The 24,607-nt window shown below is 47.9% G+C and carries 29 protein-coding genes; 12 read left to right on the plus strand and 17 right to left on the minus strand.

Translation table 11 applies throughout. The features are described from left to right. Nucleotides 1-7: 7 nt before the first annotated feature. On the minus strand, nucleotides 8-1,129 hold the full coding sequence (gene yqeH / locus HP401_RS07780; RefSeq protein ID WP_173604637.1) for a ribosome biogenesis GTPase YqeH: 1,122 nt from the start codon (nucleotides 1,127-1,129) through the stop codon (nucleotides 8-10). Continuing rightward, entirely contained in the window at nucleotides 1,126-1,650 is a 525-nt protein-coding gene (locus HP401_RS07785; RefSeq protein WP_012685700.1) for a YqeG family HAD IIIA-type phosphatase, read from the minus strand. Before HP401_RS07785 ends, yqeH begins: the two co-directional genes overlap by 4 nt. Nucleotides 1,651-1,864: 214 nt before the next feature. Between HP401_RS07785 and HP401_RS07790 the strand changes: the two genes are divergently transcribed. The 3 genes from HP401_RS07790 to HP401_RS07800 all read left to right on the plus strand — a co-directional run bounded on the left by HP401_RS07790 (nucleotide 1,865) and on the right by HP401_RS07800 (nucleotide 4,180). After that, nucleotides 1,865-2,413 (plus strand): TetR/AcrR family transcriptional regulator, encoded by a 549-nt coding sequence (locus HP401_RS07790; RefSeq protein WP_173604638.1) that lies wholly within the window; start codon nucleotides 1,865-1,867, stop codon nucleotides 2,411-2,413. Nucleotides 2,414-2,519: 106 nt separating this feature from the next. After that, nucleotides 2,520-3,737, plus strand: a complete 1,218-nt coding sequence (locus HP401_RS07795; RefSeq protein ID WP_173604639.1) for an MFS transporter — start codon at nucleotides 2,520-2,522, stop codon at nucleotides 3,735-3,737. Continuing rightward, nucleotides 3,734-4,180, plus strand: a complete 447-nt coding sequence (locus HP401_RS07800) for a GNAT family N-acetyltransferase (protein ID WP_173604640.1) — start codon at nucleotides 3,734-3,736, stop codon at nucleotides 4,178-4,180. The genes HP401_RS07795 and HP401_RS07800 overlap by 4 nt, the downstream gene beginning before the upstream one ends. Before the next feature lie 51 nt (nucleotides 4,181-4,231). On the opposite strand, the gene HP401_RS07805 is transcribed toward HP401_RS07800, so the two are convergent. The 6 genes from HP401_RS07805 to HP401_RS07830 form a co-directional block, all read right to left on the minus strand. Continuing rightward, nucleotides 4,232-4,420, minus strand: a complete 189-nt coding sequence (locus tag HP401_RS07805) for a hypothetical protein (RefSeq protein WP_048032230.1) — start codon at nucleotides 4,418-4,420, stop codon at nucleotides 4,232-4,234. A 13-nt stretch (nucleotides 4,421-4,433) separates the two neighbouring features. Beyond that, nucleotides 4,434-5,486, minus strand: a complete 1,053-nt coding sequence (locus tag HP401_RS07810) for a DNA polymerase IV (RefSeq protein ID WP_173604641.1) — start codon at nucleotides 5,484-5,486, stop codon at nucleotides 4,434-4,436. Between the two features lie 73 nt (nucleotides 5,487-5,559). Then, complete coding sequence (locus tag HP401_RS07815; RefSeq protein WP_173604642.1) at nucleotides 5,560-6,000, minus strand: peroxiredoxin; 441 nt, start codon at nucleotides 5,998-6,000, stop codon at nucleotides 5,560-5,562. Between the two features lie 17 nt (nucleotides 6,001-6,017). Next, on the minus strand, nucleotides 6,018-6,509 hold the full coding sequence (locus HP401_RS07820; RefSeq protein WP_173604643.1) for a hypothetical protein: 492 nt from the start codon (nucleotides 6,507-6,509) through the stop codon (nucleotides 6,018-6,020). A gap of 167 nt (nucleotides 6,510-6,676) precedes the next feature. Beyond that, nucleotides 6,677-7,414 carry a gamma-glutamyl-gamma-aminobutyrate hydrolase family protein gene (locus HP401_RS07825; RefSeq protein WP_173604644.1) on the minus strand — a complete coding sequence of 246 codons (738 nt, stop codon included), beginning with the start codon at nucleotides 7,412-7,414 and terminating at the stop codon, nucleotides 6,677-6,679. A gap of 27 nt (nucleotides 7,415-7,441) precedes the next feature. Further along, on the minus strand, nucleotides 7,442-9,067 hold the full coding sequence (locus HP401_RS07830; protein WP_173604645.1) for a peptide ABC transporter substrate-binding protein: 1,626 nt from the start codon (nucleotides 9,065-9,067) through the stop codon (nucleotides 7,442-7,444). 110 nt (nucleotides 9,068-9,177) lie between these two features. Here HP401_RS07830 and HP401_RS07835 point away from each other — a divergent pair, with 110 nt between their 5' ends. Continuing rightward, complete coding sequence (locus tag HP401_RS07835; protein WP_173604646.1) at nucleotides 9,178-9,990, plus strand: serine hydrolase; 813 nt, start codon at nucleotides 9,178-9,180, stop codon at nucleotides 9,988-9,990. A gap of 106 nt (nucleotides 9,991-10,096) precedes the next feature. On the opposite strand, the gene HP401_RS07840 is transcribed toward HP401_RS07835, so the two are convergent. The 4 genes from HP401_RS07840 to HP401_RS07855 all read right to left on the minus strand — a co-directional run bounded on the left by HP401_RS07840 (nucleotide 10,097) and on the right by HP401_RS07855 (nucleotide 14,547). After that, a complete protein-coding gene (locus HP401_RS07840) occupies nucleotides 10,097-11,392 on the minus strand; it encodes a phytoene desaturase family protein (protein WP_012685689.1) in 1,296 nt (431 codons plus the stop codon). 280 nt (nucleotides 11,393-11,672) lie between these two features. Beyond that, nucleotides 11,673-12,803, minus strand: coding sequence for a virulence factor (locus tag HP401_RS07845; protein WP_173604647.1), 1,131 nt, complete (start codon nucleotides 12,801-12,803; stop codon nucleotides 11,673-11,675). A gap of 102 nt (nucleotides 12,804-12,905) precedes the next feature. After that, the gene (locus HP401_RS07850; protein ID WP_173604648.1) at nucleotides 12,906-13,766 is read right to left on the minus strand and encodes a GNAT family N-acetyltransferase; all 861 of its coding nucleotides are present in this window, start codon (nucleotides 13,764-13,766) and stop codon (nucleotides 12,906-12,908) included. Between the two features lie 22 nt (nucleotides 13,767-13,788). Continuing rightward, a complete protein-coding gene (locus HP401_RS07855; protein WP_173604649.1) occupies nucleotides 13,789-14,547 on the minus strand; it encodes a DUF4931 domain-containing protein in 759 nt (252 codons plus the stop codon). Nucleotides 14,548-14,749: 202 nt separating this feature from the next. Between HP401_RS07855 and HP401_RS07860 the strand changes: the two genes are divergently transcribed. Then, entirely contained in the window at nucleotides 14,750-14,995 is a 246-nt protein-coding gene (locus HP401_RS07860; RefSeq protein WP_012685685.1) for a hypothetical protein, read from the plus strand. Between the two features lie 83 nt (nucleotides 14,996-15,078). Beyond that, nucleotides 15,079-15,444 carry a L,D-transpeptidase gene (locus tag HP401_RS07865; protein WP_217365989.1) on the plus strand — a complete coding sequence of 122 codons (366 nt, stop codon included), beginning with the start codon at nucleotides 15,079-15,081 and terminating at the stop codon, nucleotides 15,442-15,444. 44 nt (nucleotides 15,445-15,488) lie between these two features. On the opposite strand, the gene HP401_RS07870 is transcribed toward HP401_RS07865, so the two are convergent. The 4 genes from HP401_RS07870 to HP401_RS07885 form a co-directional block, all read right to left on the minus strand. Beyond that, nucleotides 15,489-15,710, minus strand: a complete 222-nt coding sequence (locus tag HP401_RS07870; RefSeq protein ID WP_012685683.1) for a hypothetical protein — start codon at nucleotides 15,708-15,710, stop codon at nucleotides 15,489-15,491. A 90-nt stretch (nucleotides 15,711-15,800) separates the two neighbouring features. Continuing rightward, complete coding sequence (locus HP401_RS07875; RefSeq protein ID WP_173604651.1) at nucleotides 15,801-17,717, minus strand: ABC transporter ATP-binding protein; 1,917 nt, start codon at nucleotides 17,715-17,717, stop codon at nucleotides 15,801-15,803. Between the two features lie 264 nt (nucleotides 17,718-17,981). After that, nucleotides 17,982-18,704 (minus strand): NAD-dependent deacylase, encoded by a 723-nt coding sequence (locus tag HP401_RS07880; protein ID WP_173604692.1) that lies wholly within the window; start codon nucleotides 18,702-18,704, stop codon nucleotides 17,982-17,984. 101 nt (nucleotides 18,705-18,805) lie between these two features. Further along, nucleotides 18,806-19,561, minus strand: a complete 756-nt coding sequence (locus tag HP401_RS07885; protein ID WP_173604652.1) for a cupin domain-containing protein — start codon at nucleotides 19,559-19,561, stop codon at nucleotides 18,806-18,808. Between the two features lie 178 nt (nucleotides 19,562-19,739). Between HP401_RS07885 and HP401_RS07890 the strand changes: the two genes are divergently transcribed. The 6 genes from HP401_RS07890 to HP401_RS07915 all read left to right on the plus strand — a co-directional run bounded on the left by HP401_RS07890 (nucleotide 19,740) and on the right by HP401_RS07915 (nucleotide 24,070). Next, nucleotides 19,740-20,525 (plus strand): metallophosphoesterase family protein, encoded by a 786-nt coding sequence (locus HP401_RS07890; protein WP_173604653.1) that lies wholly within the window; start codon nucleotides 19,740-19,742, stop codon nucleotides 20,523-20,525. Nucleotides 20,526-20,694: 169 nt separating this feature from the next. Next, the gene (locus tag HP401_RS07895) at nucleotides 20,695-21,123 is read left to right on the plus strand and encodes a disulfide oxidoreductase (protein WP_142495733.1); all 429 of its coding nucleotides are present in this window, start codon (nucleotides 20,695-20,697) and stop codon (nucleotides 21,121-21,123) included. Between the two features lie 3 nt (nucleotides 21,124-21,126). Beyond that, nucleotides 21,127-21,597 carry a thioredoxin family protein gene (locus tag HP401_RS07900; RefSeq protein WP_173604654.1) on the plus strand — a complete coding sequence of 157 codons (471 nt, stop codon included), beginning with the start codon at nucleotides 21,127-21,129 and terminating at the stop codon, nucleotides 21,595-21,597. A gap of 174 nt (nucleotides 21,598-21,771) precedes the next feature. Beyond that, nucleotides 21,772-22,641 carry a cytochrome c oxidase assembly factor CtaG gene (gene ctaG / locus HP401_RS07905; RefSeq protein WP_012685676.1) on the plus strand — a complete coding sequence of 290 codons (870 nt, stop codon included), beginning with the start codon at nucleotides 21,772-21,774 and terminating at the stop codon, nucleotides 22,639-22,641. A gap of 34 nt (nucleotides 22,642-22,675) precedes the next feature. Further along, entirely contained in the window at nucleotides 22,676-23,287 is a 612-nt protein-coding gene (locus tag HP401_RS07910; protein WP_012685675.1) for an SCO family protein, read from the plus strand. Between the two features lie 6 nt (nucleotides 23,288-23,293). After that, nucleotides 23,294-24,070, plus strand: a complete 777-nt coding sequence (locus HP401_RS07915) for a FixH family protein (protein ID WP_173604655.1) — start codon at nucleotides 23,294-23,296, stop codon at nucleotides 24,068-24,070. On the opposite strand, the gene HP401_RS07920 is transcribed toward HP401_RS07915, so the two are convergent. Continuing rightward, nucleotides 24,059-24,331: a hypothetical protein gene (locus HP401_RS07920; RefSeq protein WP_173604656.1), complete on the minus strand. Its 273-nt coding sequence runs from the start codon at nucleotides 24,329-24,331 to the stop codon at nucleotides 24,059-24,061. The two genes, HP401_RS07915 and HP401_RS07920, sit on opposite strands and share 12 nt — an antisense overlap. Between the last annotated feature and the right edge of the window lie 276 nt (nucleotides 24,332-24,607).

A 24,607-nucleotide genomic window follows, 5' to 3' on the forward strand; every position in this document is an offset into this window, starting at 1 on the left:
GTTTAAGCTAGATCAGCCCTTTGCGCATCCCAACACTTACGCCTTTAGGTGCATGCACGACAACACTCGCTTCGTGTTTTCCTTGGATGCTGACCCAGCCCAAACCGGAAATTACGATGTCAGTGGTCATGGTGGACTTGTTGATTTTAAAGGTGTGCTTCACAAATGGTGGAAGTGCTTTCGCAGCTTCCTCCCCTGTTGGCGGCACCAGCAAGGTTCCATGGTGCTTTTGCATCACTTCGTCTGCTTTCTCCAGCTTCGTCCGGTGGATGTACAGATCGTTGTCGACATAGACGATGAACGGCTGTCTCTCTCCGCGTACGAAGTCGATACGGGCTAAACCACCCAAAAAGAGTGATTGCCCATCATCGAGCTGATACACCTTGGAGTTAATCCGGCTGGTCGGGGTAATCTTTCTCAGATCAGTCGGGGATACCATATGTCCGATCTGGTCGCGATTAATGATTCCCGGCGTATCAAAAATGGAGCGGCCATCCTCGAGCGGAATCTCGATTTTGTCCAGTGTCGTACCAGGGAATGGCGAAGTGGTAATCTCCAGCTCAGCCGCACCGTAGTCATGCAAGATGCGGTTGATCATCGTCGACTTTCCTACGTTGGTCACACCGACAATGTATACATCACGGCCTTTGCGCAGCTCTCCAATGCGATTCAACAATTCATCGATATGAAGCCCTTTCTGCGCGCTGATCAGTACGACATCCTCCGGGCGCAGTCCGCGTTCTTTTGCTTCGTGCTGCATCCAGTTGCGTACACGGTTCAGGTTGATGTTTCTCGGCAGCAAATCAACCTTGTTACCCACGAGCAAAATCGGATTCTTCCCGACAAAACGTGGCAAACCCTTGAGCCAGGAGCCTTGGAAGTCAAAGATATCGACTACCATTACGACAAGTGCCTCCGTAGAACCGATGCCATCCAAAATCTTGAGGAAGTCGTCATCGCCCATTCCTACGGGAGCTACTTCATTATAATGCTTGATGCGATAACAGCGCTGGCAAATGATTACCTTTCTGCCAAGCGCGGATTCAGGTGCATAGCCAGGCTTTTTTGCATCTGCTGTCTGAATGGCAATCCCACATCCAGCACAAGAGCCATGCGATTGTTCCGTCATGCTTTTCTCCTCCACGAAACCATTCCTTTCCTCTCCATCCAAATAAGGGCCACACGCTCCATCTGACGATTAAAGCGCGTCCAAAAACCATCCGTCTGGGCTACAGGAACAACCAGGATCGTATGAAATCCTAATCGATTTCCTCCCAGCACATCGGTAAACAATTGATCGCCAATGACAACAGTCTCAGCGATGGTTACATTCATCTGCCGCACTGCCTGCAAAAAGGCACGGTTTGTCGGCTTTTTGGCCGCATAAATAAACCCGAGATTTAAGGGGGCACAGAAGCGGTCTACACGCTCCTTGTTGTTGTTGGAGACAACAGTGACCTGTATGCCTGCCTCATGCATGCGAGCAAGCCAGTTGATGACCTCCTCCGTTGCATGTGGCCTGTCCCATTCCACCAAGGTATTATCCAAGTCTGTAATCACCGCACGGATGTTATTTCGTTTCAATTGATCTATGTCAATGTGATGGATTGATTCGACGAACTGACTAGGCATCAGCTTCTCTAAAAACACGGGGCACCTCCAAATGATGTGAAGCAATCAACCGCGATTTCGGCACTTACTATACCATAATCGACCACTTGGTTGCAAAACAAAAAGCATGATCACCACTTGCATTGCACTCTCATCCTGTGTAAAATAGCGTAACTAAGAAAACTATTTTTGTTTTTGTGGTTTTCTATTCCGTTGTTTTGGCTGGGGGTCGATTGCAATTAAAAACCGGATCATGAAGGGTTTCATTGAAGAGATTCGCGATAAAGGCATGAAATTCTCCATGGATGATTTGGCGAAGCGGCTCGGGATCAGCAAACGCACGTTATACGAGCACTTCTCATCCAAAGTGGAAATTCTGGAAACAATCATTCAGCAGTCCTTTGAAGAGGGCGATGAAAAAACACAGCAAATTCTCGCAGACGACAGTCTCTCTCTTATCGATAAAATCAAAGGCGTCATGATGGTTTTACCGACACACTATGAATTTTATGATTTGCGCATCCTCGAACAGATGAAGCGATATTATCCTGAGCAATATGCCCAAGTCGAGGCTTCTCTATCCGAGGACTGGCAGACGCTTCGCGTCCTTCTTGAGCAAGCGATTCGAGAAGGACTCATCGTCAATATGGACGTCACGCTCATGCTGAAGGTCATTGTCGATGCGCTGAATTCTACACTCGACCAGCGCTTTTACATGAAAAACCAGATTACAGTCTCAGAAGCGCTTTCCGCTATTGTAGATGTCCTCTTATTTGGATTGGTACCAGCCGATAAAAGGTAACAAATGACTCGTGGTCATCCCACTAACATTGGAAGACCACGATATCGTTCTTTGCAAGAAAACCAATAAAACAAAAATAGTTTTTATAGTTAAGAGGTGTTCCATCATGTCCATTTTTACACAAATGACCAAACAACAACGAATCGGACTTTTGTTTGTCATCCTGATCCTTTTCATCGATATGCTACTGTATAGCTTATTGATTCCGATTGTTCCTTATTTTACGGAAAAGCTGCAGCCATCCTCTACAATGATGGGCGTGCTGTTTAGCAGCTATGCGATCGCAATGCTCATTGCCACTCCTATTTTCGGACCGATATCCGATCGTATGGGCAGACGGACCATGCTTTTGATCGGTTTGCTCGGTCTTGCTGCTTCCACGTTATTGTTTGCTTTCTCTGAAACAATGGCCCTGTTGATTACCGCGCGTTTTGTTCAAGGTATTGCTGCTGCGGCTACATGGCCAACTGCCCTTGCCCTCTTGGCGGATTTGTTCCCATCCAAAATGCGTGGAACAGTAATGGGAATTGCATTGACGGCCATTTCGACCGGTACGTTGCTCGGAGCGCCAACTGGCGGATGGCTGTTTGAAATCAGTGACCATCGCATGCCTTTCCTGGCAGCAGCAGCCTTTACTGTGATCAACATTGTGCTGGTCTACTTGTTCTTAAAGGAAGACGTGACGAAAACTGTCAGCGAAAAGCTTCATGTCGGTGGATTCATCCGCAATCCGCAAGTCATCTTTATCGCTGGAATCGTCCTGTTGGCTGAAATCTCCCTTTGCTTGCTGGAACCGACGTTACCCGTATTTTTTACAGAGAAACTCAGCATGACGCCGACAACGATTGGTCTTTTGTTTGGGGTCATGACACTCACGTACGGACTGATCGCCCCAGTTGCCGGCTCTCTTTCTGGCCGCATGAATCCGTACAACCTCATGTTTGGTGGGATCATGACGCTGGCTGTGTTTCTGCCATTTTTAGCGTGGGCCGACTCCCTCTGGCAGGCAATGCTCGCAATGGCCCTGATTGGAGCCAGCATTGGTTTCACCTTATCGCCTACCTTGGCTACATTGGGGGCCATCATTGACCAAGGAGGCAGCGGTGCATACGGCACAGCCTACTCTCTTTTTAATATGTTTCACGGGATCGGAATGGTTGCAGGCCCACTGGCAGGGGGAATTTTGACGGATTTACTTCCTGTATCCTCCGCCCTCCTGATCGTGGCGGCATCCATCCTTGGCTTCGGCATTTTACTTTTTGTGCAATTAAAAGCAAGCAAATCTGCCAGCCTCAGTATCAAGGAAAGCGAGATGAAATTTTGAGCTTGTCGATTCGTGAAATTACGAAAGAAAATTGGCGCCAAATTGCCAGCTTGACTGTAACGGAAGGTCAACACGCCTTCATCGAAAGTAACTCTTTTTCCATCGCCCAATCAGGGTTTGAACCGGAATGGATATCATGCGGTTTGTATGACAAGGACATCGCTGTCGGGTATGCCATGCACGGGATCGAAGTAGAGAATGGCCGAATTTGGCTGGATCGCTTTATGATTGACGGTGGCCATCAAGGAAAAGGTTACGCCAAAAAGTTTCTGCGCATACTCGTTAAAGAAATGGGCAGGCGCTACAGCTGTACGCGCATTTACTTGAGTATTCATCCTGAAAACGAGTTCGCTCGCAAGCTGTATGAGTCGTTAGGCTTTACCTCCAATGGCGAAATGGATGGACCGGAGGAAGTGATGGTCCTCGACTTGACAATGGAATAGAAAGGCACCTCCTCTGTCGATACGGACGAAGGGGGTGCCTCTTTTTTGTCGTTATCGTTGACTTTTCCGTGCTTCCATCAGTCGCTTGACCTTCTCAGTCGGAGTCCAGCATTGGAATCGATAGTCCGGACGCGTCTCATAGGTCAGACGAGAACATCGATAGCTGACTCCTCCCGTACCTTTCTCCACGCGAAAATGAATACAGGTCGCACAGCAATGAAAGGCATTCTCTGTCTCCACTGTTCTCCCTCCCTTACCTCCCCAGCTTCCACGAAAACATCGAGAGCTGTTCGTACCGCTCCCCTTGCTGCTCGGCGAAATTCGAAAAGCCTACACCAACTAATCGAACGCCCGCTGTATAGTCAAAAGCGTCGAGCAAATCGTCCAACAGCTCCTGCCAATTAGCCCCAGCCACAGCCTTATGCTGCTTGGTTCGCTGGGTAAAGTCTGCGTACTTGATTTTTAGCGTAATCGTCTGGGGCTCGACCCCTTCTTCGCGGATGTCCTCTTCGACCTCCCGCAAGAGAGAGGTGGCAATCGGCGCAATCGCTTCCCTGTCAAACAAATCAAAGGGCAGAGTCGTTTCGCGGCTCGATGATTTCGGCGCGCGGTCCATCTCAATTTCGCGATTGTCTTCTCCCCTCGCCCGGTAATAGAGGGAACGACCGAACTTCCCAAATAATGTAGTGGCCTCATCGAGTGAAAGCCGCCAAAAATCCTCTACCGTCTCAATCCCCTTTTTCGCGAGCAGCTCTTGTGACTTTTTGCCGACTCCGTGCAAGGTACCAATTGGCAAAGACCGCAGCACATCCAATGCCTGCTCTGGTCGGATGATGACAAAAGCATCCGGCTTTTTTAAATCACTGGCAATCTTCGCCAACGACATATTGTAGGAAAGTCCGATGCTGCAAGTAAGTCCGGTCTCTCGTTTGATTCGCCTCTTGATATCGCGGGCGATCGGTACCGCATTCTCATAATGGGACACGTCCAAATAAGCCTCGTCTAGACCCACTGTTTGATAACGCTCTGTATAAGAAGTAAATATCTGTCTGACTTCAGCAGATTTTTCGATATAACGGCTATAGCGGACAGGCAAATAATAGCCTTTCGGACATTTCTTCCTCGCCATGGCGACAGGCATTGCGGAGCGAACACCGTACTTGCGTGCCTCGTAGCTACAGGTCGATACGACACCTCGATTGCCAGTTCCCCCGACAATGACCGGCTTCCCCCGAAGTTCAGGGCGATCTAACTGCTCTACACTCGCGAAAAATGCGTCAATATCCAAGTGAAGAATTTTTTTCATAGGGATACCCACCAAACATACATTCTCATTTCTATTATCCCTGTTTTGTTCCATTGACGCAAGCGAGAACGTCCTAGGCTTGGTTTTCGATTACCTGTAGCAGCTCTGATACTGGAGGATTTCCTTTTTTGGCGTAGATGATCGTTCCGTTTTTGCCTATGATATACACGATGCGTTGCTGGAAAAACAATCCGAGAACCTTGCCGACATCATATGCTTTTCGAATGGATTCGTCTTCATCCACGATCAATGGAAATTCATAACGGAACTTATCAGCAAACGAGCGCTTTTTGTCCATGCCACCGGGATTGACACCAAAAACGACGGTATTTGTTTGTTCGATTTTGGTGTAGTGATCCTGAACCGCACATAGCTGCTTCGTGCAAATCGGGGTATCATCGCCCGGATAGAAAATGAGGACAATATTTTCTTTGCCGATGTGATTCCTAAGATCAATGGTTCCTTTTGTGCTCGTCGCCGTAAAGACGGGAGCCGAGTCTCCGACCTTTAACATTTCTCTCACCTCTATGCTCAGTATACAGGGGCTTCCGGAATGTCAAAATTCATTCTCCCATCCCGATACTTTGTGAAGAGATCTTTCTCCTCCCCCATAATCCATACCTTTCCTTCCCATACATGTACGGTTTCAGCATACACAAATCTTTGTCCACCCTGCTCAACTTCAAACTTCATTTCAAGAAAGGCAGTATGCCCATCTTCGTATCTAATCTTTGTGATCTCAAAGTCTTTCATTTTATACTGTTGAGCTTGTAAGAAGGCGACCTTTTTCATATAAAATTCTTTCGCTTCCTGGTTACTTAACGTTGTCCCATCAACTGGGTGCCTGCCGTTTGCATCATAAAGATAAAGCATCTCGAAAGCGGTTGCGTAGTCTTCATCGATTAGCGCTTGATAATAATTTGTGGTTATCATTTTCATTTCGCGTTCAGCAAAATACTCTGCGAAGAGAAACCTTGGAAAAACGAGTAGAAAAAGCGAAATAACAACCATTATTTTCTTCAAATACTCACCTCACGAATCCATTCTCTTACGTGAAGTTCGATTCTACCTGTCATTTATCCTTGTTTCACTACACTTCTACCATTGGCATGAGCAACCGCACGGGGAAGCCCTCCCACACGCAAAAAACCGCTCTGGGCAATCCCAGAACGGCTTCTCTCATTCCGACTCTAGCTAGTCGCTTGCAGCTTCAACTGCTTTACCCGAGCAACAAATGCCTCGGCAATCTTCAACATGTCGTCGTCGTGTGCCCACATCCGTTCTGGATGCCACTGTACGCCCACATGTAGCCCGTCGAGGCTTTCCATCGCCTCAATCACACCATCAGCCGCGCATCCTGTGACTTTGAAGCCCGGTGCTATGTCTTTGACTGCTTGGTGATGAGAAGTGTTCACGAGCACCTCTGTCTTTCCGAGGGCATCCGCTACAAAGCCAGGTTGCAGCGTAATCTTGTGCGCCCCGTATTGCCGTGACCCCTTCTGTGCATGCTGTAATGCTCCTGATACTTGACTCGGGATATCTTGAATGAGGGTGCCGCCACACGCCACATTCAAAATTTGCATCCCGCGGCAAATGCCCAGGATTGGCTTTTTCAGCTCCATCGCAATCTTGATAATCTCAAGCTCCGTGATGTCTCTTTCGTAATTGATATCGCCCAGCCCTTGCAGCGGGTCTTCGCCGTACAAATGCGGCGCAGGATCTTCACCACCGGACAAAATCAAGCCGTCCAGCGATTCAATCATCTCACGAAACGGAGCATCCTGAATCGTCAGCAGTGGCAAGATCAGTGGAGTACCACCACTGCGCGCAATTCCGTTCACATAGCCTGAACCTACATAGAAAAACTGGTCGAGATCGTTCTTCGGAAAATACATTTTCGTACATGCCACACCAATGATCGGACGCACGCCAGTCACTCCCTCATAGACTCATGATTACTTTTGATTGGAAGCGTACTTGAAATCGATGAACCCGAGTGCATCTACTACCACATCTTTAACGCTATCCTGCTTCACCCACGCATAGGTGAAATAGTAGATTGGCAACGCAGGCATTTCATCCATGACGATTTGTTCAGCCTTCTTGAGGATTTCCTTGCGCTTCGCTACATCCCCTTCTTTCGCAGATTGCGCGAGCAAATCGAGGAATTCCTTGTTTTCCCATTTGGATGTATTCAGCCCACCCTTGAAGACTTCCAGGAAGTTGATCGGATCGTTGAAATCGCCAATCCAGCTACCACGACCGATGGTGAAGTTCCCTTGCTTCATGTCCTCACGGTGAACCTTGTTCTCTTTGTTAACCAGTTTGACTTCGATGCCAAATGCTTTGCGCCATTGATCCTGAATCACTGTCGCAATACGTGAGTTAACCTCTGATGTATTGTATGCAATCGTGATCGGTGGCAACTCTTTGATCCCCGCTTCTTTCATCCCTTCCGCCAAGAGCGTCTTCGCAGTCTCTACATCGCCGTCTTTGATGTAGCCTTCTGGCGTGAGTGCCATGGTCGGCGGGAGAATACCCGTCGCTGGCGTGCTTTTGTATGGTACGACATTATCGGAGATTTCCTGACGATTGACTGCCGTAGCAAATGCCTGACGAATCTTTTTGTTGTCAAACGGCTTTTGCTTCGTATTAAAAATGTACCAGTACGTACCCGCTGTTGCTTGAGATTGCATCTTTCCGGATTCTTTCAGCGCATCTAGCGCATCCAGTGGCAAATCGCCCAGTGGTGAGCCCGCCCAATCCAGATCACCTTTTTCAAACATCGACAGCTCTGTATTGGCATCCTCGATCATGTTCAACGTCAGCTTGGACAATTTGACAGCGTCCTTATCCCAGTAAGAATCGCTCTTTTCGAATTCGATCTTTGATTTGTGCTCCCAATTTTTCAAGCTGAATGGCCCGTTTGAAATGTACGTCTCTGGCTTCGAAGCCCACTCTTTGTTGCCCTCAACCGCTTTTTTGTTGACCGGGAAATAGGTGACAGACGCAACCAGTCCCGGGAAAAACGGAGCCGGGTTTTCCAGCGTAACCACGAGTGTCTTGTCGTCTGTTGCCTTCACGCCGACATCTTCTGCTTTTGCCTTGTTGGCGTTAAAGGCTTGCCCATTTTTCAAATAGTACATCTGATACGCGTAACCGGAAGCGGTTTTCGGGTCGAGAACCCGTTTCCATGCGTATTCGAAGTCATGAGCCGTAACCGGATCTCCATTAGTCCATTTGGACTCCCGCAGATGGAAGGTGTACGTGAGTCCATCAGCGGAAACCTCGTACTTCTCTGCGACCGCCTCTTTTAGCTCGCCTTTTTCATTCAGGCGCAGGAGGCCATCAAATGCTGCACGGGCAACAGACATCGAAGGGATATCTTCTGCCAGTCCAGGGTCGATCGTGCTTGGCTCACCTGAGTTCAGGTTGACCTGCATTGTTTGGGGGGCGCTACTCTGCTCCTGCTTCGCACTTGTCGTATCCCCCGTAGTGCTTGCTTGCGGTGCTCCACAACCAGCGAATGCTAAACTGGTTAACAGAACAGCACAAAATGATAGTTTCTTCCACTTATGCAACAGCAAAACCCCCATCTTCGAATAATTCTTCTTGATTGTTAGGAGCATGACTAAATAATATTATCTTGAGAAAATTTTGTCTACATCGAAACAAAAGGAGATGGGTCTACATGTTATCCAGTCTTTTTGCCCAAATATCCAATCTGATCAAGGACGCTGGCGGGGAATGGGGGATCTTTTTCGAAGATTTGCAAACCGGCGAAACCTTATCCATCAACGAAGATCAGCGCTTCTATGCAGCCAGTGTGATCAAAGTCCCGATCATGACAGCTGTTTTTGCAGAGGCGTATGCAGGCAAGTTTGCCTTCGAGGACAAAATCAAGCTGCGCACAGAGGATCTCGTTGGCGGTGCAGGTGTTCTTCAGCATATGACTCCCGGCACAGAATTTACGATTCGCGACCTGGTTACCCTGATGATCATCCAAAGCGACAATACGGCGACGAACATGATGATTGATCTCGTGGGAACAGAGAGCATCCGCAACGCGATGCAAAAAACCGAAATGAAAAACAGTCAATTCCACAACAAGCTTATGGTCGTCCCAGCCGAATTGGAAGGATACAATGAGGTGACGGCAAAAGACATGGGAAGCCACCTCCGCTACTTGGCAACAGGAAAAATCATTTCCTACGACAGCTGTTTAAAAATGGTCGCCATCTTGAAGACTCAGCAGCACCGTGAGCGCATCCCCTTCCTTTTGCCTGACCCGGACGGTGATGTGATCGGGACGATTCCGAAATGGGAATTCGCCAACAAGACTGGCTCTGTAACCAAAATCACGCATGATGTCGGGATCCTCTACATCGGTTCACACGCTGTCACCTTGTCCATTTTAAACAAGGGACTCGAGCAAAAGGATGCTGCCAACGTCATGGCGCAAATCGGCAATCTTGTTTATCACGCATATAGTCAGAAAGCGTAATCCATGTGGCCTGCCATCTCCATTGGCGGGCTTTCTCTTTATAACGTTGAATGAGAAAAAACAAGCAGGCATTCCTTTCTCCAAGGAACACCCGCTCGTCATCGACTTATTCTTTTTCCAAAATCAGCTTGGCAACGTTCATCGCGCTAGAGAAAGACAGCTCAGACAGTTGGCCTTGTCCTTCACACCAGTCACCCGCAAAGAACAGGTTGCGGTAATCCGGCATGAAAATCGGCATTGGCTTCTGATTCATGGTCCATTTGATCTCCTGTACGACTGCACGAGCAGAAACGCGCGGCACAACCAATTGCTCACGCCAGCCTGGGAAATGCTTGTCATACAGGTTTTCAATCTCTTGTTTGCGGATTTCGGCCGCTTCCTTGTTTCCTACTTCATCCTGACGCATGTAAGCAGTCGCCTGCAGCAACTGTCCGCCTTCAGGTACACAAGTGCGGTCATAATACGAAATATCGGTAATGAAAATATTGTTTGCTTTTTCGTAGATGTAGGAGAACGGTACGTCAATTCGCTCTTTCAAGCCAATGTCATACACCATAACAACCGTTGGCTCGTATTCAGCATGCTGTGCAACCGCATGCTCCAGGCGCGTCTCCGCAAAGACCTTCGCCATCTCCTTCGGCGGGATACAGCAAATAAATTCATCCGCCGTAAACTCGCCCTCCGGTGTCACCACTCCAACCACACGGTCATTCTCTACGTGGAACTTTTCTACCTTGGTTTTGATCAGAATCGTACCCTGATTTGCTTCAATCACACGCACGAATTCATTGATCAGTGCTTGCCAGCCGCCACCGATATACGCTACCGGTTTATTCGTTGTAAACAAACGGCTGTAGTAAGAAAAGAAAACGTCAGAAGGAATCTTTTCAGGCTCACGCGTGAAGAAGTTGGAAGAAGCAAGCGTCAACATCATTTCTCGCACTTCTTCGTTGACTTGCTTTTTCTCCATCCACTTTTGAATCGACATATGTGGATGGCCTTTCTCCATTTTTAGCATCGTTTTCAAAATCTCAAACGTGAACAATACTTTGTCCATACCTTTTAAGAGCTTCGTTTGGAAAAGTCCTTGTACATTCGCCGGAACTGCAGTCAGATCGCTACCAATATCGTACTTGGCTTTTGTCGGATTGAAATCCTGCCAATCGATGTTCAGACCCAATTCTTTTTCAAACGTTCTCAAAACGGAGCTGTCGCGAGCATAAATGGCGTGGGCACCGAAGTTGAAGTTAAATCCTTTGATCTTCAGTGTAACGGCACGTCCACCCAATTGACCGCGTTCCAAAACTGCAACTTTTTTGCCTTTCGACGACAGGTAGGCAGCGCTGGAAAGACCAGCAAGTCCTCCACCTACAATAACAACGTCATAGTGATTGGTTGTCATACACAATCTCCCCTACGCACTAGCGATGTTGAATACATAAACTAAACCCTATCCTAGTCTAAGGGATGGATAAGGTGGAAGTCAACTATTATTGAACTGTGTCTATTTTTATACTGACTTATACCAATATTTACCTAATGAACCAGCTTGTTTACCGCTCTTCTTGAAGCAGTATGCCCCGCTATCCGCTGTATATCCAAGCAACGAAAATACCACAAAAAAGCCCTCTCTAGCAGGAATCTGCTTGATAGAGGGCTCAAACGCAACGGGAAGGAGCGAACTAATCGTTTCGCCGAGTCATTTGCTGCCAAACGGTACCGCTTGCCGCCTCGCCGCTTTCAATACGCTGGACAGCCATTTGGACTTGCAAGCTGACCTCGAACTCGGGATCGTTCTGTGCGGCACGCAAAGCATCCAAGGCCGTTTCATCCCCCACCTCAAACAAGTAACGTGCAGCACGCCAGCGTACCAGCTTGTTTTTATCCTTCAACGCCTCACACATCGGCAGAATTGCGCGTGTGTCACCTAAGTCAGACAAGGTATCTCCCGCTGTGCGTCGTACAGAGACGGAATCATCGCGGAGCGCTTCAAATAGCAGCGGGAAAACATCATCCCCGCCAATCATGCCCAAATACACAACGGCCAGCCTGCGAATCGATGGCTTGCTATCACGAAGCGCTTTTTCCAAAACAGGCAAATCCTCTTCAGTAGGCTCCATTCGATCCAGCGCTTCATATCTTTTTTGCCAATCCGGATCATCGAGCATCTCCAGCGTAACGACTTTCTTTTCACGCACGACTGGCTCTGGGGTTTCCCCGGGACCAAGCGCCATGGCCTGTTCCACGATTTCTTCCACACGGCTCTCCGGATAGGAGGCATCGACTTCCAGTGCGACCTCCTCACCAATCTCGCGCAAATCGCCATAGCGTACGCCATGCTCGACCCATTTTCGCTCCATGATGAGGTTAGGCGACGCAGATCCTGCCCGCACGGCTGCCTGTCCAAAACGCTCCGGCAGCGCTGCACGAATCTGCTCCGTCCCCATGGTCACCTTGACCTGCATCGGAACTCCACGGAACATTTGAATGTACACTTGCGCCTCTCCAAATGCCCCCGCATCTTCGGCAGACAGGTCAGGAACAGCCGCTCCTCCACCTGCATGCAAAACCTCGCGCGCGACCGTCAAAATACGTTGCCAATCTGCATTGGACTTTCGCTCCAGCGCAAGAAAATCTGCCGTATGAAAAATGGAGGTAACCCCTTCGATCTCCAAGAGCTTGTTCATGAGTTCTGGTGCTTTACTCGTATCTTTCTTTGTATAGACATGTTGGATCCCATCCGGCAAACGCTCGTCTACATTCAGCTTCATGACGTTTGGACTCGGCGTCGGTTCGATGGACAACAGTTTCATAATGAGTCACTCCTTTTTACAGCACACTTGCTTTCTCTTCTATCGTAGCATGTATCCTGATACGTTTTCCAACCTGAGAGATAGTGAAAAGCAGTTTGCCCCCTACAACGCCAGCTTATAGTAATCATTGGCCGACTTTACGAAAAAGCCGCATGATTCATACAGCCCCAAAGCATTGCTGTTTTCACAGGCTACCTCCAGTGATACGTTCTGGTATCCTTCTTTCCCCAGCATCTCGATCGTTTGCGCCAAAGCCTGGCGTCCATATCCTTTCCCTTGGTAATCCGGGTGGACACAAAATCCATAAATAAACGCCTTGCCCTCATCCTTGTTCACGCTTATTTTGCCAATGGCCTTATCATCGACAATCATCAAATGTGTGCTGGCCTTTGGATCACCCGCCATGTTTTCGGCCATTTCCCTTGCACGTTCTTCCTCCATTTGAAAGCCATGGACGTTCAGCCAAATCAATGTTTCGTAGTCACTGGCGATCTCCGGTCGAAGCAGCACGTTTCCAGAAACCGTTGCTCTTTGCTTCTCTCCCAAATCCATCCAATATTCCGAGAATTGATATTCCCCGCCGATTCGCTCCATAAATGACTTACCGTTTTCCGATTCTCGCTGAACGATAAACAACTGCGCCGGAATGCCTCTTCGTTTGCATGCATCTGCGGCTTGTGCTTGCAACGCTGTGAATATGCCTTTTCTTCTGTAGGCTGGGTGGACCATGCCGCTCACTTCTGCCTCACCGCCATGAAACACGTAGAGCCCGAGAAAGCCAACCAGCTTTCCATCCGCATAACAGACAAAGTCCTCTTCATGCTCTCCCGAACGCTTTTCCAGCATCCCCGGGTTTACTTTGAGATCAATCCCATCCCGCTCATTGCAAATCCCAACCAATTCTTTAATTTGTACCAGTTCCTCTGAGGTGAGTGTTTTTCTTGCCGAGATCGTATACGTCATCGCGTAAGCACCCTTTCTATGATTAGAAGTATCGTCGTTGCAATTGGGCGACCATATCCTCCAAATTATTGGCGACCTGCGGAATCGAATAGCCTACGTAAAGAGGCGAGGTAACAAATCTCGGAACCACTTTGGCGATCAGCTTTTCTCCCCAATGGTAAAAGAAAAAATTATAGCTTTGATGACGAGGATTGACATGAGTCAGTATCCAATGTGCTAAAATTTGTAAGTAGTCTGCCATTTTCGGCAGTCGATCAAAGTCCGAAAGAATGACATTGTATTCAAAAAAACCTGCACGCGGATGCGTAGACAAATTGCATTCAACCCCGGCCTCTTGATCGATGGTCATGCCAATAAAATCACTGTCTTTTACTTGATCCAGATAGTCGTAGTCGTTTAATCCGACGATTTGCATGTGCGGATGGCGAATGCTCCCTCCGGAATACGGACCGTGGTTCTTGAAAAACAGAACGGAACGATAAGACTTGCTTTGCTCCATTTCAAGCCACTTCTCTACCCCGAATGCCAGCAATGCACGTACATGCTCTTTGGAATAGACAGACCAATCTCCTTGGCATTCATCCGTCTCAATCAAAACAGTCTGATGCGTATCCTCCAGAACAGGGAATTTGTTCATGAGCCAAATCATGGAGCCCCGCTGCTCCAAAACATCGGTGAGACTGTTTCGATCACAAAAAGGACAAGCCGTTTCCGTGTTGTTTACACTCACTGGCTTTTTTCTGCCTATTTGCATGTTAAAGTGCAAGTGCGTCTGCTTCATTCCCTTGTCCCTCCAGTTTGTGCTTACTTCCACTTTACACGCATTTTCTGGGAAAATCATGACGTTTTTTGCCTAGACGACACTTTTAAAAACGCAATTGGGCTGCCTATTCTTCAATGACTATGGCGTTTGTTTCTTTTTTTATCTCAAATGTTTTACATACAATGGGAAGCAGTGAAACCTGGAAAGGTGTTGGAATTGGATGGAGAGATCATTTTATTATCCTGTTAGCTGGAGCGAGGCTCAACATTACAAAACCTTGCTTGATCAAGAAGGAGTCCCTTATGAAATTCAATCCCCGCTCGATTTGCCTGTCTTGGAAGAAGGTAAGCTCGCTATTGTCTTTCCTTCCATTCCATTACGGATGTACGTCTGGGTGCGAACCTTGTTCTATCGTGACGGACTACGCTATCCAGATACGTTTTCGTTAGATTTCAAACTACATTAATCATCAGAGAAAAGGTACCGGTTTCGTTGGTTTTCATAAGATGGTAAAAGCGGCATTTCGTATCGTTTGTGGGGGAGGTGAAGATGCTGCCGTCCTACAACATCCGCATCTCGATTGCGAAGCTACGGCTCGACCTGTTCGATGGGAACCGGCTCATCCGTTCTTATCCTGTCGCCTTGGGCAAAATTGCCACATCGACACCACGAGGGGATTTTACCATCATCAACAAAGTCCCCTATCCGAATTCCTATCCGGGAGGTCGTTTGAGTGCTTTCGGCACCTTATGGATGGGACTAAGTAAGCCACACTATGGCATTCACGGTACGAACGATCCTTCTTCTATTGGCAAGTATGTATCTCACGGCTGTATTCGCATGTTCAATGAGGACGTGAATGCGCTGGCAAAAATCGTGCCCATAGGTACGCCCGTTCGAATCAGACAGCAATAAATAGAAACAAAAGACCCGCCCTTTTAAACCAAGGCGGGTCTTCTTCACATAAGATGAGTCTTTTTCGTTCTTTCTGCTTCCGTTTCATCCGATTCCAAGTATACAAGAAATCTTCTCGCTTGCTTGTACATGATCGATAACGTCATTTCCCTGATCTTGTTCATGATCACTTCTTTATCCTCTGGATGCACTTCGGAAGAGAGCTGATGTTCTTGCAGCTCTAGGTAAGACATCACCCATTCCGGGTCTAACTTATAGGCAGGCAACGACAGCGACTCCTCTACTCTAGTAATCTACTCTAGTCTACAGGTGGATGCGTCGGATTCCCAGCCCTCAATTACTGGCTACGTCACTAATTATTTCCCTTGCTCCAATTCCTCTACCATTGCAGATAATTCCGCCCAACGCTCAATAGTGGACTCCAGCTCTGCCGCCACTTGCTGTTCTTCTGCATAGAGTTTTTCAATTTTGCCATAATCGCTGCCAGACGCTGCAATCTCTTGCTTTAGCTTGACGCTGCGCTCTTCCAAAGCCGCGATCTTGCCTTCAATCGCATCCCATTCCTTCTGATCCTTGTAGGACAGCTTGCGCGTGCGATTGTTGCCTCGATTAGCCCCGCTGTTGCTTTGCGCCTTTTCTGCCTGTTGATCCGCTTCTTGCACTTGTGTTGCCTTTTCCTGACGTCTTTCTTCCAGGTACTCGGAGTAGTTGCCGTAGTAATGACGAATGTTTCCTTGCCCCTCAAAAGCAAACAAATGGTCTACGGTGCGATCGAGGAAATAGCGGTCATGCGATACCGTGATGACTGCGCCGGGGAACTGCTCGAGATAATCCTCCAAAATACTGAGTGTTTGAATATCCAAATCATTGGTCGGCTCATCTAAAAACAGCACATTCGGCTCTCCCATCAGCGTACGAAGCAGATAGAGACGTCTGCGCTCTCCCCCAGACAGGCGGGAAATCGGTGTCCATTGCATATGCGGCGAAAACAGGAACCGCTCCAGCATTTGCGAAGCTGTGATCGATTCTCCGTTGCTCGTCTGAATGACCTCTGCGGCTTCCTTTACATATTCGATGACGCGCAGCTTTTCGTCCATCTCGACACTATCCTGCGTGTAGTAGGCAATTTTTACGGTCGTCCCAATTTCCAATGAACCGCTATCTGGTTGAATTCTTCCTGCAAGCATGTTCAAGAGCGTCGTTTTTCCGCTTCCATTTGGCCCGATAATCCCCACACGATCACCCGGCAGGACAATATAGCTGAAATCATTGATCAGTTTTCGCTCACCGTACGCTTTATGGATGTTTGTAAGCTCAATTACCTTTTTGCCAAGACGACTGGCCCCGAGTGCCATTTCCATCTTGGCAGCCGGCCCATCTACAGCTTTATCTCGTAACTCCTCAGCCCGTTGCACACGCGCCTTTTGTTTGGTCGTCCGCGCTTTTGCTCCGCGACGAAGCCATGCCAGCTCGCGTCGAAGCAGATTTTGCCGCTTGCTCTCTACGGCCGCTTCATTTTCTTCACGCTCTGCTTTTTTCTCCAGGAACATCGCGTAGTTGCCTTCGTAGCTATAGAGGTTGCCGCGATCCAGCTCAAACGTGCGGTTCGTCACGCGATCCAGGAAGTACCGATCATGGGTAACGAGCAGCAAAGCGCCCTTGTATCGGGACAAATACTCTTCCAGCCACTCGACTGTCTCGTTGTCAATATGGTTCGTAGGCTCATCCAAAATAAGCAGGTCTGCTGGTTGGATCAAAGCACGTGCCATGGCTACACGCTTTTTTTGCCCACCAGAGAGCTCGCCTACCTTTTGTGAGAAATTGTGCAGGCCAAGCTTGGTCAGGATCATTTTGGCTTGCGTATTGCTCTCCCACGCATCAGCCGCATCCATCCGGTTTTGAACAACAAACAATCGTGCCTGCTTTTTCTCATCGTCAGGCGATTCCTGCACAGCCTCTAGTGCTGTTTCATAATCACGCAATAGCTGAATGAGTGGAGAATCGCCGTAAAATACTTGTTCCAGTATGGAGGAGTTTTCGTCAAAATCAGGATTTTGCGGCAAATACTCCACATGGAAATGATTCGCGTGAACAATTTTTCCGCTATCCGCTGTATCCAAGCCTGCCACAATTTTCAAGAGCGAGGATTTTCCCGTACCATTAACACCGATCAGACCAATGCGCTCTTGCTCGGCAATATGAAAGGAAATGTTATCAAACAATTCTTTTTCTCCATAGCCTTTGGAGAGGTTTTCTACTGATAATATTTGCATGAACGTCACCTGTTCTTTTCTATTTGCTTATCGAGAAGCCATATGAATCTTACACTCGATGGTATCATGTTTTTCGCGCAAGCTCTAGGGTGATTCAAATGGATGGACCAAATATTGGAAAACAACCTCATTAATGGTAAAATATTGAATATTAAGTAATAACGACTCGTAGACAAAAATACAATAGGAAGCGTCACCAGCAGTAAGGCAGGTTAACGAGCCCAAACAGAAGAGGCGTACTCTTTTCATCGAGCACGCCTGCTTTTATTCTCCTAATGACTGTCCTACTCTTTGCAACACGTCGCCGATCCGTTCCTTTTGGATGACCTCATCTGCCCACGCATCCAATGGGGTGGGTTCCTGATTGACAATGACCAGTTTGGCTCCTCTTTCTTTTGCATGCTGCGGAAACCAATTAGCTGGGCTCACGGTTAGTGAAGAACCTAACACGATGAACAAATCGGCTTGTTCCGTCCACGAGACGGCCTGATCGACTTGGGATTGCGGCAAAGATTCGCCAAACAGGACAACACCCGGACGCAAAAAGCCTCCGCATGCGCAAATCGTCCCTTGATCCTCCAGATAACATGTATTGGCATACTCGGTCCCGCAGTCTAGACAGCGGATTTTCGCAAGGGAGCCATGTAGTTCGGCTACTGCCAAGCTTCCCGCCGCTTGATGAAAGCCATCTACATTTTGTGTAATGATCCCATGAACGAAACCACGCCGCTCCCATTCTGCTAACCATTCGTGTCCGGCGTGTGGCTTGCAAGACAGTAGTCCTTGAATGCGCATCTGATAAAATTCCACAAACGCTTCCCGATTCTCCATCATCGCGCGTGTACTCGCGAGTTGCATCGGATCTTTGCCACGCCATAGCCCCGACTGTGAACGAAAATCAGGCAAGCCACTCTCTGTCGACATGCCTGCTCCGGTGAATACGACGGTAAAGGAAGATGTCCGTAACCAGTGTGCCAGATGTTCCATCATGGTCTCCCCTCTTCTTTGAAAATGTTCTTCTTCTGATTGTAATAGAAGAATACCAGATTTAGGAGACCTGCCCATCAGAACACGATTTTTCTTTCTCTTTAATAGGATGGATAAACGGGCTGTGGCGGATATCCGATATGGGAGGGATTCGTGCCATATTGCGGATAACTGGTCTGCTGTTGATAGACTGGGTGCTGTCCATACCCCCCCTGCTGCATGTAGTTGGTATCGTAATAACCGTAACTGTCTGGCAAATGACTCGAGTAACCATAGTACGGGTACTGGCTTGAAGCAGCTCTCTCTGGCAACGGCCCCTGCTGCTGACATCCTACTGGCGGACCAATCACAACTGTTTGGGTAAGAGGCGCAAATGTTTCTTGTACCTTTGCTTCGTCTAAACAATACGTATGTGCCCACACACTCGCAGGAGTCAATCGTAATATATCGGAGCCAAAGATCACCTCAGGTACAGGCGCATCAAAAATAGCGAGTAGATGCGTATCGTCTGTCAAGGCCATTTCATAATGCCACCAGCCCTGCGGGATATTGGCAACTTGTCTCGGTTTTATATGGTAGTTGAGCAATTGATTGGTAAAAGGATTGATCAAGGACACAATGGCCTCACCAGCGATGCAATACACCAGTTCTGCTGCATTTTGATGAATGTGTGGCTCGACAACATTTCCGGTTGTCAGGAAAATATCTAGCAGCGAACTGTTGCCCAATGTATTTAATTGGGCGATCCCCAAGGCATCGATGAAATTCCGATCGTCCTTTTTGAAAAATAGATTATTTCTCATATCGTACGTGAACTGCGTATTTGGCGATGTATAGTCGCGATAGGAAGTAGCCATCTTTTGTTTGATCCTCCCACCGTATGGGTATTTGACTCATTATGCATCTTTATTCCCATTCACAAAAGATGTGCACCCATTTATACACCTGGGAAAGAGACACACCCTTTCACCCTCCACTTTGCACAAACATATCCTACTAATAGGCAAAACGGGCAATCGAGGAGGGTGATCTTGTTTGGCTACTTATTTGGTCTCGGACATACATGGTCAGAATCAGGCTTTTCAAAAGGCGCTACGGCACGTTTCCTTCTCCCCCCAAGCTGGTGATCGTCTGTTCGTATTGGGGGACATGATCGACCGAGGACCTGAATCAAAAGAAGTATTGCTCGATTTACTCGCTCTTCGGCAGACGTATCCGAACCAAATCTATCTCATAAAAGGCAACCACGAGCAAATGCTTGTAGATTGGCTATCCGGCAACGGCAATCCGGAGTTATACCTGCGGTACAACGGCGGCGATGCCACCATTCGTTCTTTCTTAGAGAATCACCCGCTTCGGCGAGCTTTTCTTAATCGGGTGCCTTCTTTGCAGGAACAAGAAGAAGCACGGCAATTTATCCTTTCTCGCTACCCGGCAATTTTGCCAGCCTTGTCGTCTCTTCCTTTGTATATAGAGCTGCCAGCCGATCCGCGAACAGGAGCTCCAGCTGCACTTTTGGTACACGCAGGCATTCGACCCGGCGTCCCCTTGCAGGAACAAAATCCGCATGATTTATTATGGATTCGCGAGCCTTTCTACCTGAATTATGATGGAGAACTCCCAGTCATCTTTGGCCATACCCCTGTTCCAGGATTGCCTCAATACGATGGCAGCGGTCCTTGGCGCAGAGACAATATGGTCGGCATTGATGGTGGCGCGGGATATTGGCGAGGCGTCATGCTCGTCGAATGGCCTTCGCTACAAACCACTTTCGTACCGATTCGGGAAAGGCAATCCTCTCCACACGTACGGGTCTACTGATTATGGTCGGGAAAACGGAGATCTTTCGCACTGGTTTCTACCTGCTGCAAGCGCATCGGGTAGTGCAGCCAGTATGATGCAGGAGACAAGCCCATACTTTCAACAAATTATTACTTTTTATAATCTACTTTCGATTTGTAATATGTTAAGATATGGACGAGGTGTTTATATGAAACGTCAGCAAATCGTGGAACAAGCCATGTTTGCCGCATGGGGAGTCTCCCTCATCGCAACAGGAGGCAGTTTGTTTTTTTCAGAGGTGTTAAAGTACATACCGTGTGACCTGTGCTGGTACCAGCGAATCTTGATGTACCCGCTCGTCATCTTACTGGGGGTTGCCTCCGCAAAGAAAGACGACAAGATCGCGTCGTACGCCTTGATTCTCTCCATTATCGGAGGACTCACATCGCTGTATCATTACTCGATTCAAAAAATACCTGCCCTTCAAGATCTCGGCAGCGCTTGCGGCATTGTGCCATGCAACACGGACTATATTAACTGGCTAGGGTTTATTACAATTCCGTTCCTTGCTCTCATTGCCTTCACCTTGATCAGCATCCTGCTTGTCATCGTTATAAAAAATGCAAAGGAGAAATGATTCATGAAGAAAGTCATCGCTCTATCCATCCTTGTGGCTGCGCTCCTGATCGGTGCGATTGTGTACGCTGACATTTCGAACCGTCAGCTTGTGGAAGGAAACCCTTATGGTAAAGCCAATTTGCACCCCGCTACTCTCGAACAATTGAGTGACCCACTATATGATAATCTCATTATGCCTAATGAGCTTAAAGGTAAGCTCGATAATCAGGAGGACGCGTTTGTTTACTTTTACAGCCCGGTTTGTGAGCATTGCAAAGCAACTACCCCCGTCCTAGTGCCGATCGTGAAAAGCTTGGACATCGATATGAAAAAGCTCAATTTGCTGGAATTTAACGCCAGCTATGGTGAATACAACATCGAATTCACTCCGACCCTCGTTCATTACAAGGGCGGCAAGGAAGTGGCGCGACTCGTCGGTGGACGCGAAGCGAGCGAATGGAAAACTTGGTTGGAAGAACAGAAAAAATCATAACGTGTGGTAGCCTCCCTCGATTTGCGGGAGGCTCTTTTCATATTGGACATACGTGACAAATATGTGAAGAATTCCGTTCCCTTGGAAGAAATAGCCCGAACGAGTCATTAGGCTTTTCCAGTTATTTGCCTATAATGGGTACTGGGGATAATCCTTGAAAACGGAGGTAATCGAATGACCCTCACCTATTTCACTGAAACCTTTGGCTTTCGGGCGACATGGAATCCAGAACTGATTCTATTGACTTTCTTGATTGGTCTGGCTTATTTCTCGCTGACTGGACCATTACGCCAAACCTTTCAAGATTCCACACCTGTCACACGCAAGCAAAAGACCTTTTTCACTCTCGGCTTACTTGGTTTTTACTTTAGTTTGGGGAGTCCCTTGAACGTAGCTGGGCATTTTTTGTTTAGCGCCCACATGCTACAGCAATCATTGCTTTATCTCGTCATGCCCTTGCTGCTCTTGGCAGGTACCCCGTCATGGTTGATTCGCTCCCTGTTCTATCGCCGAGGGCTCAAGCTTTTCATGCGAATAGCGAGTCATCCGATCCCTGCTATTCTCATGTTCAATGCCCTGTTCTCGTTTTACCATATGCCTGTTATTTTAGACTTGGCAATGAACAACCTGGCCCTACATAATTTGATTCATTTACTGCTGCTGGTGACTGCGATTTTGATGTGGATGCCTGTTATCGCACCGATACCGGAAATTCACCGTCTGTCAGAACTGCAAAAGCTTGCCTACATCTTTGCTAACGGCGTTTTGATTACACCTGCTTGTGCACTGATTATTTTTTCAGCAACCCCTTTGTATACGACATATGTAGACGGTCCTTCCATGCTCTGCGCTCCATTCTTTTCAGCGCCGATCGACAAATCGATGTTCGCCGTTCCCCTTCTCCCTCTGGATGATCAACGACTCGGCGGAATAGTAATGAAGCTCATGCAGGAGCTGACGTACGGAGTTGTCCTGGCTTACATTTTCTCTACCTGGTACCGAAAAGAAAAGAATCAGGAAGAGGACGGCCTCATAACGCCATAGCCAAAAAGAATGAGAAAGGAGGCGCTACTCACACGTGAATATCGCCCCTGCTACCGCTATCCGAATCAGACGGTTGCTCTTGTTGTTACCCGTCCTCGTCCTTGTTGCTCTTGTCGCTTCTTGGGTTTGGTTCGGGCCAAAAAACGCCCAGGCAAAATTGCCGGATGTAACACTGCAAACCATCGATGGACAACCCTATTCGCTAGCACCGCAAAAGAAAACCTTTCGCTTGGTGGAGCTAATTTATACGCGTTGCCCGGATATTTGTCCCACGACAACCATCAAAATGGTTCAGCTGCAAAAGCGCTTGCTCGAAGCAAATCTGATGGGGCAAGACGTTGAGTTTTTGACCATCACGATTGATCCGCAAAACGACACTCCTGATGTCATGCGCTACTATGGCAAGCAGTTGGGGATTCAAGAGCACGGTTGGACCCTGCTTCGGGGTGATGACGAAACGATCAAAACGGTTACAAATTCGCTTGGCTTTTTTGCCAATAAGATGGATGATGGATTTATCTCCCATACATCGAGTACGTATCTCGTGGATGATAACAATGCTGTCATTCAAAAATTCGGCATGGGTGACGATTTCGATCCCGATCAAATTTATCAGGAACTGTTGAAATTGAAAAAGGAAGGGTAATCCAACATGAAACGTACGATGATTCTGCTCTTATCCATGCTTCTACTCCTCTTAGCTGCTTGTGGAAAAGAGAACGAGCAACAAGCTTTTCAACCCGGGGCTCCCGTTAAGGCTGCCTTTACTTTGGAACCAAAGGAGCTTGTAGCGGGCGACACCGTTACCTTCTCTGTTAAAGTGACACAAGACGGCCAACCCGTAGATGATGCCAAGGAAGTGAAATTCGAATGGTGGAAAGATGGACAAGAAAAGCATGAAACGATTCCGGCTTCGCTGCAAGGAGACGGTGTCTACACGGCCCAACAAACCATTAACGAGCCAGGTTCTTATTTTGTCTACTACCATGTAACGGCACGAGATTTCCATAATATGCAGAAGACACCTTTTACCGTAACGAACAAAGCAGGTGAAACTTCTGGGCCTGGGGCGACGCCCGTGCCAGAAGCTGGTGCAAATCCTTCACACGATCATGGAGCGACAGGCCACGCGAATGCCGAAACGGTAGATTATCATTTCTCCCCAGCCGACAATATCAAAGTAGCAACACCAACTGCCCTCACTGTTCATCTCATGAAGGACAACAAAGCGTTGGACAAAGCGACAGTCAAGTTCGAGTTCTGGAGGGGAACTGACCAAAAGCATAGCTTCGTCGATGCAACGGAAACTGCAGCTGGTCAGTATGACGGCAACGTACAGTTCCCTACTGCTGGGGATTATACAGTCAAGGTCCATGTGGAAAAGGGAGAAATTCATGATCATAAGGATTTTTCACTTTCAATAAAATAAGAACACAAAATAAAGCGGCCATCCTCCCAAGGAATGGCCGTTTTTCTTGTAAATTTGGTTAGCAAGTAAAATAAGCGATTCGATGCAAGTCTGTCCCGTAATACTCCCAACGATATCCAGTCCATCGGTATCCAGATACAGAGTTACGACTGACATAGACGGGGTAAAACCAGAAAGAACGACCATTTCGCAACCATACGTACGTGTAGCGATATAAGCAGGGATAGAATCCTCCAGCATCAATCCGGCGTGTTCCCCCATAGCCTCTGGCTCCTGGTGCACTTGGCGTCCTGCTGGGTGGAGGACCTGGTGGTGGCGGGGGGAAACCTCCCGGTGAACCGGGGGAACCAGGGGAGTCTGGAAAACCTGGGGAACCATCTCGGCCGCCAGGGGGAAATTGATATGACATGACGTGTCACCTCCTACTAGTCTCCCTATAGGAAATGCAGCAAACGCACAGATGGTATGTGCGTTTGCCCGCCGTCATTCACCTATTTTTTCCGCAATAGCCTGTATATAAATCCGCAGGCGCCCCCA

Source organism: Brevibacillus sp. HB2.2 (assembly GCF_013284275.1).
In the GTDB taxonomy this organism is placed as follows: domain Bacteria; phylum Bacillota; class Bacilli; order Brevibacillales; family Brevibacillaceae; genus Brevibacillus; species Brevibacillus brevis_D.

Bases quoted from the DNA above. Each gene is read 5' to 3' on its own strand.
- yqeH (WP_173604637.1), bottom strand. From the start codon at position 1,129: ATGACGGAACAATCGCATGGCTCTTGTGCTGGATGTGGGATTGCCATT.
- HP401_RS07790 (WP_173604638.1), top strand. From the start codon at position 1,865: ATGAAGGGTTTCATTGAAGAGATTCGCGATAAAGGCATGAAATTCTCC.
- HP401_RS07795 (WP_173604639.1), top strand. From the start codon at position 2,520: ATGTCCATTTTTACACAAATGACCAAACAACAACGAATCGGACTTTTG.
- HP401_RS07810 (WP_173604641.1), bottom strand. From the start codon at position 5,486: ATGAAAAAAATTCTTCACTTGGATATTGACGCATTTTTCGCGAGTGTA.
- HP401_RS07815 (WP_173604642.1), bottom strand. From the start codon at position 6,000: ATGTTAAAGGTCGGAGACTCGGCTCCCGTCTTTACGGCGACGAGCACA.
- HP401_RS07835 (WP_173604646.1), top strand. From the start codon at position 9,178: ATGTTATCCAGTCTTTTTGCCCAAATATCCAATCTGATCAAGGACGCT.
- HP401_RS07840 (WP_012685689.1), bottom strand. From the start codon at position 11,392: ATGACAACCAATCACTATGACGTTGTTATTGTAGGTGGAGGACTTGCT.
- HP401_RS07845 (WP_173604647.1), bottom strand. From the start codon at position 12,803: ATGAAACTGTTGTCCATCGAACCGACGCCGAGTCCAAACGTCATGAAG.
- HP401_RS07850 (WP_173604648.1), bottom strand. From the start codon at position 13,766: ATGACGTATACGATCTCGGCAAGAAAAACACTCACCTCAGAGGAACTG.
- HP401_RS07855 (WP_173604649.1), bottom strand. From the start codon at position 14,547: ATGAAGCAGACGCACTTGCACTTTAACATGCAAATAGGCAGAAAAAAG.
- HP401_RS07860 (WP_012685685.1), top strand. From the start codon at position 14,750: ATGGAGAGATCATTTTATTATCCTGTTAGCTGGAGCGAGGCTCAACAT.
- HP401_RS07865 (WP_217365989.1), top strand. From the start codon at position 15,079: ATGCTGCCGTCCTACAACATCCGCATCTCGATTGCGAAGCTACGGCTC.
- HP401_RS07875 (WP_173604651.1), bottom strand. From the start codon at position 17,717: ATGCAAATATTATCAGTAGAAAACCTCTCCAAAGGCTATGGAGAAAAA.
- HP401_RS07880 (WP_173604692.1), bottom strand. From the start codon at position 18,704: ATGGAACATCTGGCACACTGGTTACGGACATCTTCCTTTACCGTCGTA.
- HP401_RS07885 (WP_173604652.1), bottom strand. From the start codon at position 19,561: ATGGCTACTTCCTATCGCGACTATACATCGCCAAATACGCAGTTCACG.
- HP401_RS07895 (WP_142495733.1), top strand. From the start codon at position 20,695: ATGAAACGTCAGCAAATCGTGGAACAAGCCATGTTTGCCGCATGGGGA.
- HP401_RS07900 (WP_173604654.1), top strand. From the start codon at position 21,127: ATGAAGAAAGTCATCGCTCTATCCATCCTTGTGGCTGCGCTCCTGATC.
- ctaG (WP_012685676.1), top strand. From the start codon at position 21,772: ATGACCCTCACCTATTTCACTGAAACCTTTGGCTTTCGGGCGACATGG.
- HP401_RS07915 (WP_173604655.1), top strand. From the start codon at position 23,294: ATGAAACGTACGATGATTCTGCTCTTATCCATGCTTCTACTCCTCTTA.
- HP401_RS07920 (WP_173604656.1), bottom strand. From the start codon at position 24,331: ATGGGGGAACACGCCGGATTGATGCTGGAGGATTCTATCCCTGCTTAT.